General features: G+C 35.8%; 4 protein-coding genes. All 4 read right to left on the bottom strand.

Annotation, left to right across the window (positions count from 1 at the left end; genetic code table 11):
• Window positions 1–204: 204 nt before the first annotated feature.
• Genes CXF74_RS20005 through CXF74_RS19990 form a run of 4 tightly spaced genes read right to left on the bottom strand, consistent with a single transcriptional unit; the run spans window position 205 to window position 7,635 of the window.
• Window positions 205–1,434 carry an RHS repeat-associated core domain-containing protein gene (locus tag CXF74_RS20005; protein WP_198552935.1) on the bottom strand — a complete coding sequence of 410 codons (1,230 nt, stop codon included), beginning with the start codon at window positions 1,432–1,434 and terminating at the stop codon, window positions 205–207.
• A 4-nt stretch (window positions 1,435–1,438) separates the two neighbouring features.
• A complete protein-coding gene (locus CXF74_RS20000; RefSeq protein ID WP_101084290.1) occupies window positions 1,439–5,266 on the bottom strand; it encodes an RHS repeat protein in 3,828 nt (1,275 codons plus the stop codon).
• Window positions 5,263–6,468 (bottom strand): hypothetical protein, encoded by a 1,206-nt coding sequence (locus CXF74_RS19995; protein WP_101084289.1) that lies wholly within the window; start codon window positions 6,466–6,468, stop codon window positions 5,263–5,265. The genes CXF74_RS20000 and CXF74_RS19995 overlap by 4 nt, the downstream gene beginning before the upstream one ends.
• Before the next feature lie 27 nt (window positions 6,469–6,495).
• Window positions 6,496–7,635: a hypothetical protein gene (locus CXF74_RS19990; RefSeq protein ID WP_101084288.1), complete on the bottom strand. Its 1,140-nt coding sequence runs from the start codon at window positions 7,633–7,635 to the stop codon at window positions 6,496–6,498.
• Window positions 7,636–8,017: the final 382 nt, after the last annotated feature.

Raw genomic sequence — 8,017 nt, 5'->3', positions numbered from 1 at the left:
GTGGTGATCTGATCGCTACTTATTGAAAAAGTTCAATTTATCTCAAAATTTATAATGATCTTGCCGTGAGTAATGTGGTCTGTTTGTACTATTATTTAAATAAAGGGTTGGAGACTCACATTGGACTTTTCGCTGAAATGCTCCCCCTTTAATAAGATGCCCAAAACTGGTGGTTCAAATCAGATTTTGACATGACCATCCCGATTATATGTTTAGAAGTTCTGGCTTGTTCTTTAATAAAAAGCTGATTAGGTCCTTGGTATCCTCGTCTGGAAGTCCGGTGTTAAAGACATACTTATCCAAGATGTTGCTGAAACCAACTCTTCTTGCAGCAACGCTACGCTTATGCAGAGCCAATTGGAAATCAGCACTATCTGCATACATACGTTCTATGGATCGATTTCTTTTCTTTATTGATTTAATACTGCCTTTCCCTACATAATGCTTCAAGTATAATTTTTGGATACGGGGTACATTCTTCAAGTTTGACCTACCCCACACAGCTTTAGTCCCCCAGCTACTTACCTCATCTGAAGCATCGTGATAGCCTTTTGCATATTTACTTCTCTTCATATATCTAGCGTGCTTGTTCTTCGGTTCATGTATAATAGATCGAACAACATTTGCAAGATCATTCGACTCCCTGAGAGCTTTCTTTGTATCAGGAATAACCATTCTCGGAGCTCTAAAATTTTCAAAATCGACCCGCATACGATTCTGAATACTTTTCTGTGTTGAACCGAAGATGTTACCAAGCCCAAAAGTGCTAAGGTTGATTGCGATATCGACTAAAGCTCCATACCCAGCGTCTTTTACACTCTGCCCCTCTAACTTAACATTAGTGATCATTCCAATGCCTGCAGCTCCTAATGCATCCACAACTGCCATGCCTATTTGCACGGAGGTTTTAGTCGCCAAAATTGAAGCCCCCCCGATACCACCACTAAAAGCACCGAGAGCAGCGCCGATACCTATTTGCTTCAGATCTGGTTTTTCGCCTGTAATTCCCGCTTTTACAACCTCCGTTACGGTACTAAATAGAGCACCAACCGTCGCTCCTACAATGGCTCCAATGATGATAGATGACAAAATAAGGTGCCCACTTGGATCTTTGTTGTTAACAGGATCACCCAAGCAATAAGCATAGCTATTCACGCCCCCCTTCCCGAAGGGACTAAGAGAGTCATTGGCATTAAATCTCATAAGTGTTGGGCTATAAAAGCGATAGCCATTACCTAAAAAATAAGAACCTGTTACAGGGTCTTTATATTCACCATTGAACCCTAATGGATTGCTAATGATAGAATTTCTTTTAATTGAAGTAGCATGCCCAGCAATTGGGTTCACCATCGAAGATGCGGCGAGTGCAGCTCCGCCTTTTATAAAATTGCGCCTTGAGACTGAAGAGAAAGCCATTGTTTTCTTGTTTAACATAAATTTATCCTTCTCCATATGGTGTGTAGCTACGTTCTGTTTTAGCCATAACTATTTCACCAGTTTCATCTTCAGTTAATGCCAGAGTATTAACGATGCTATCTTGCGCATTTGAGACCATAAACTGTAGTGTATTAAGAGTTATCCCATTATAAAGCCTTGATTGTCCGCTAGCTGTATAACTAGAATGAGCTTCTCCTAAAGATTCATTCTTTAGCTCTCCTTCTTGATAATAAAAGTCAGTCTTAGTACCTTCTACGACTTTAGATATAATTTGACCTGATGAATCATAATGACAATTAGAAAGTAATTGTCCATTGTCTGAAACAGATTCTACTTGCCCGTATGCGTTGTAAGAGTAACTGCGTAATTTTTCATCATTAAGTAGATTTCCTTCTGCGTCATATTGAAACTCAACATATGCAGGGTAATCTGCATGGGTATTAGTGACGCTTTTAAGCTGGACTGGATTATGTTCCATATAGGTAAAACTCGTATAATTCACAGACTCATCAATGAAATTAGTCGTTACACCAGTGATGTTATTTAATACGTCATGAGTAAAAGACTGACTAGCCAGTATGTTCAAAAATTCGTCTTTTGGTGCGTTGGGGCCCGCGACCTGATAAGTAACTAAACGATCGAAAGAGTCATATATAAACTCCTCAGTCGTCAACTGAGAATCTTTATAAAATCTGCGATTAGAGATCTGTATGGACTCTGTATAATCTTGTTCAAACCGACACAAAGTTTGCCCGTTAATCAGGACTTCTCGCACTAACTCTAGCCCTAAAGAATCCAATGTGAGATTAGTGATCATTTCTTCAGTTCTATATACCTCGCGTTCTTTTATGACTCGGCTAAAAGAATCATATTCGTAATTTGTAAGAACAGCCCCAGAATTAGAATATGCTATTATGGAAGATGTCCGACCATATTGATCATAAGAATACTCTTCTCGGTTGCCAAAATAGTCAACCGATGATATTAATTTTCCAAGAAGAGAATAGTTATATGTAGATGTGCGACTGACTCCATCTATTACTATTGTTTCAGATTCGAGTTGCCCAAGTGCGTTATAAGTATACGAGCTGCTCTCATTTAAGGATATAGAAGATTTAATATTTCCTGATACGTCATATTGATAATTAATTGATAATTCATTTTGACCTACAACATTAATAGATGTTGTCTCCTGTGATTGACTATTATAACCAAACTCTAGTCGATTATTATTTGCTGAAATTACATGAGAAGGCATGAATTTTGAGTTATTATATGAATATAATTCACTTTTCCCTCCAGCATAAGTTCGGGAGGACATTCTAAACAAACCGTCGTACTCCTGAGTTCCTAAACTTACTTGGTTAACGCTGATATTGGTTGCTAGATTTTCCTGTGCAAAACGGCAGTATTCATAGTTCTGTATAACTGCCTCACCATCAACATTTTTTGTAATAGAAATTACACGTTGCCACTGGTCATATTCATAGCGTGTTGTTCTCCCTTTAATATCTGTTTGTGATATTAGATTTGAATAACCATCGTATTCATTAATAGTCTTAAGAATTAAATTATTATTAGAGTCATATGTTTCTTTAAAAATCTCATTACCAAATAAATCAACTTCGGTATAAACTCTAAATAACCCTTTGAGTTCATAAGTATGAGAAAGATCAGCAAAGTTTGAGTCGTAGAGTTCTTCGCGTCCATCACTATGTAGAACTCGCTTTATTTCTCCAGAGAGAGAATATTCAGAATTTGTAGCAATCCTATTTTCAATATCAGAGAACCAATCAATATCGACTTCCTCAAGACACCGGCCATACGAATCATAGTAATATTCAGTAATTGGTAAGAAAATACCATTACTATCTACCACTTCTTCCATTATAATTTTTCCGGCGTTGTTAAATGTTTTCTTTTCAGCAACACCATTTAATTCAGTTGTCGTTATCGATAAATTACCTGAACCAAAATTATACGAGTACAGAGTAATTGATTCCTCTGGTGTATTTGGGGAAGTTGTGGTTTTTATGGTTCGACCTAATGAGTCGAAATTACTTAGTTGGACAATTCCACTTTCATCAACAACCTTAGTTAAGTTTCCAGTCAAGCACTCAACAACAGACTCGGTAGAGATTTCAAGACCATCATGTGTAAGTAAATTAATTGTTATGGAGCACTCTCCATTAATATAACTATAAACAAACCCCTGAGTTCGTGTATGCGTATTATGAGTTAAGGATGATCTACTCGATCTACCATATGTAAGAAAGTTTTCACTATCATTAAAATATTCCAAGACTCCTTTCATCCATAGTGCATTATCAGTACCCATGTTTTTCTCTTTTAAAAGAACAAAGTACTCATTATCGTCATGTAGTTTAGGCAAGGAAGTATAAGTAAACTGATTGACTTGAGGTTTATCGCGACTACCATCAATATTAATCCGCGGGATAACCTTTTGAAATGATATAAAAGCAACTATATTATCGGGGGCTGGAGGGCATTCACTGCTGCCTTCTAATGGATAGTAAATAGTGATATACTCTGTTCCATCAGGAGTTTTTCTATATATTTCATTGGCATAGTCATCATAATCAAAGATTGAAACAAAAGATCTAGTTTTATTTTCTTGATACATGATCATTTCTTTCTTTTTCAATAGGGTATATTTAGGAGGTTGATAGTCAATACGTTTGCTAAGGTCAGAAAAATATTCAAATTTGTCTTCTTGGAAGAGAATATATTGTTGTTGTTCATTCATATGATAAATGAACTCAGAGTCTTGAGAGTGATATTTATTGAATGTTCTAATAATCATTATCTCATTATTTATCACTTCTGTTGATGTATATTTATAATCACTTCTTACTCTGAATAACGTATCCTGGTATGGTAGCCAACTTTCACTGCTGTATGCACCGAGATAGTTTTTATCTGAATAGCTGTAGCTGATACTTCGATTAGGTTGGTTAGTCCCGTATATAACACTATGATTAGTAACATATGGTATGTTACTAAGTGGTGATCCTGATGCTGTTGCATGTCCAGGCTCGAAGTAGGTGATATGTTCAATAAGGCCCGTAGGATGAGCTACCTCTGTAATAAGTTCATAGCCACTAATGCTAGAATAAAGATATTCAAGAGACATGCTTAAACCTTCAGAAAAGTCAATTTTTTTCAATTTCTTACCTGAAGATCCTGAGCTCTTATAACATACGAGTGACTTATATAAAGTTCCGTTGTTATAGAAATAAATACGTGTAAGCCATTTTTCAGTCCACCAGTCAATTATAACTTCATGTCCTGTGCCTTCTATCGGAGTATCAGCGATTCTCCATAATATTTCATTTCCATTAACTCTACTATGGTCATAGTATATTTCTAAGCCATTTGGTGAAACTACTTTATTTAGCGTACCTTTTTCAATATTAACAAATTCATGTTTGCCATCTTTATAAGCAATTTTTAATTCCCCTGTAGTACTCACCTCGGATACGGAAATATCTTTTAGTCTTCTATATGGTATATCGAACTCGCTACTAGTTGTGCTTTTTTCAATGACAAAAGATTGACCAGATGAAAGTGAAAGAATACGGCTTGTATTGTTAAAAGAACTAATTGGAATACTCCAACCACATCCAAAACCAGAGTCAAAGTTACTTGATACTGCATAACCGAGTGATAGTGGGATAATTAAGCCTGAACCTTGATGTGATATAAAACTTCCCAAGCTAAGACTTATAGAAAACATCCCTGTTCGGGTATCTACACCAGAATTAATGTATTCTGAAAAATTATATGCATTACTTGCTATTGAACTCATTTTTGTTGTCCATCAAGAATTAGCTTGCCATTAGAAAGTGTTAAGCTAAGAACTGAATCCGTACCATATTGATCAGTGACAACAATGGTTGATAATGTATCGTTGAAACTCTTTTGATTATTTATTGAGTGGGTAAAGTATTGTAATAGGCTTGTATCAAAACCGATGCATGCAGACTCAAAGTCATTTGCTGACATTTTATGCTGTACCCAACAAACATCATCGGCATCAACAAGTAATGGATCTGCATTTAAAAAACTTCCGGCTTTGTACTCAAAATGCACTAAATGACGTAATAACATAGGATCACTTTCTCTAGTAAATAAATATGGTATGTTTCTTGTTCTGGTCTTAGCATCATGACTATTCACATATTTAATGTCCTTTTGGATATTCGAGTCAAGTAAGAAAGTTGTCGCAGAATTTGGTATAGTTTTTATATCAGCATGATAAAACTCATGCAAGAATGGATCTGAGTGACTTGTTACTGCCATGAGTGTCTCTGTAGATTCACTACCAGAATTAGTCACCTTAATTATTTGAGGTGCAAAGCTTTGTCTTCGCAACATATGCAATTGAAACGTTCCTCTGGGATTAATAAAAAGTGTCCCCCCTACGATTAGCGTAAAATAGCTTTCGTCAAGATAAACAGGTGGTTGAGATAAAATGCTTACTAAGGCATTAGCCGAACCCGTTCTACAACTACTTGTTTCTTCAGTTATAATCTCACCACCGGCATTAAAATCTACATATGTATAATTTGCCACAGCACAGATTTCTTCCTGATCTGGTAAATCACTACTCACCCAGAACCGATATCTTTCGTAATTATCATCAAGAATAGATAAAGATCCGATATTGTTATCTTTAGTTGTCAATGCTGATACATTCGCAATGTAATGCACATATTCATTTTCAATATCACTAACAACCCAGCCTGGGACACTCTCTAAAGGCTCTGGAAGCGTAGTATCATTTGTATATAGTTTCACCCAATTCAACTGGGGTTTACTGTGTAAGACCCTGATATCAACTTTAACTTCTAACTGCATTTCTCCATTAGAGTATATTTTACCATCTCCAACAATATGAATTTTCGGTGTATCTACTGGAGGAAAACTTTGTGTATTAACCGAAGAGTGAGTAAAAAAAGGTAACGAAACTAAGGTGAGACACCCTACTGAGCATAAATATTTCTTCATTTTTTTTCCTTATTAAATTTATGGAGCCTACTGAATGAAAAGTCGAGCCGAAGAAGTACTCAAAAATATTATTGACTTTGTCCCAAAATGATCAGTTACTGTCACTGCGTTAACAGCTTTACTATATTCTTGTAAGGCGTAAGTATTATGACTAAGTGTTTTTGTGTCACCGTTATAGTCATAACATTTATAAACGAACGAACCATCATTTCCACTAGTTATGTCACAAGATTCATCGCTACCGGCTTTTGTTGTATCGACATTCCATAAATGTTTGCTTTTGTGATGGAAAGTTTTGAAACTTAGAATTACAAGCGGATTTGTCGCTGTTCCTTCGGAGTATTCGATAGGTGTGGTGGTTACTGTTTTCGAAAACGGCTCGATAAGTTTCATGTTCTTATGGTGTTCGTCTTCAAGAGCAAATGTCATAGCTTGGTTTATTGAAACGGAATCTACACCATAAAAATGTGTTGAAAATGCACGTTTACTATCCAGTTGATAAGTTTCTTCTTTATAATCATCATTCGCAAATTCTACGTGTAAAATTTCAGGCACATAAGGTCTTCTTTTTAAGTTTTCAAAATATTGGATTCCATGACTATTTTTTGCAGAAGTATATTTATCACCAAGCTCAAAATCATTACCAGAATAAAAAACTGGAGGTAAGGATACAATATGGACACTTGACATAGAACTAGTCTTCCGACAGCTCGTAATTTCCTCTATTTCTCCATTATCTGACCGTGTTAAATTTATGCTAGCGCATATCTCTTCATGATCCGGAGAGTTGCTAGTCACCCAGCGTTTATATCTGGTATCCTCCGAATTTTGTGGCTCTTCTTGATATGCCAATGTACCGGAAGGTATATAATGCAAATACTCATTTTCAGTTTCGCTGACCTTCCATCCCTCTACATTTTCTAATAATTGAGGATTTCTAGTATCGTTGGTATATAACTTAACCCAATTTACTTTTGGGTTATCATATAATACAACGTCAATAGTTACTTCTAGCTGCATATTTCCGTTTGTATAAATTCTTCCATTTCCACCTACACTAACTTTAGGAATGTCAGCTTGTGGTTCTGGTACAGGGGAAGGTGGGCCAGAAAATACTTTGGTACTTACTAGCGATAATAGCCATAGTAAAATTAGATTGCGTCTCATTTATTATACCTTTCATTTTGTTTAAATTAAATTACGACGATAGGATGACATACCATTAGTTGCATATCAAGTATCAATCAATTTAATGTTTATTCATGTCATGTTTATACCAAATAAGCATAACAAAAAAAGCAGGACACATATAATCACTCCTTATAAATCAAGGTTACACTGTTTTTTCTTTGCTATTTAATAATCGATATCGTGCAAAATAATCGTCGCCACTTAAACAGTAAGGGCTAGGTTTTTTGGTTAAACCTGTTTTTGCTCTTTATCGTTTTATTCGATAGTTCACCTTTCCTGAACTGCTTTTTTCACTGTTGAGATAACGGTTTCTTGACATATATCCGGCGTCTTAATGACTCTTTATGGGGAGTCGCGT

Source organism: Psychromonas sp. Urea-02u-13 (assembly GCF_002835995.1).
In the GTDB taxonomy this organism is placed as follows: Bacteria; Pseudomonadota; Gammaproteobacteria; order Enterobacterales; family Psychromonadaceae; genus Psychromonas.
Note: the sequence above shows the minus strand (reverse complement) of the source record. Positions and strands in the feature narration are given on the sequence as shown.

What these genes read in the sequence shown, in the direction of transcription:
- CXF74_RS19995 (WP_101084289.1), bottom strand. Translation starts at nt 6,468, where the DNA reads ATGAAGAAATATTTATGCTCAGTAGGGTGTCTCACCTTAGTTTCGTTA.
- CXF74_RS19990 (WP_101084288.1), bottom strand. Translation starts at nt 7,635, where the DNA reads ATGAGACGCAATCTAATTTTACTATGGCTATTATCGCTAGTAAGTACC.
- CXF74_RS20000 (WP_101084290.1), bottom strand. Translation starts at nt 5,266, where the DNA reads ATGAGTTCAATAGCAAGTAATGCATATAATTTTTCAGAATACATTAAT.
- CXF74_RS20005 (WP_198552935.1), bottom strand. Translation starts at nt 1,434, where the DNA reads ATGTTAAACAAGAAAACAATGGCTTTCTCTTCAGTCTCAAGGCGCAAT.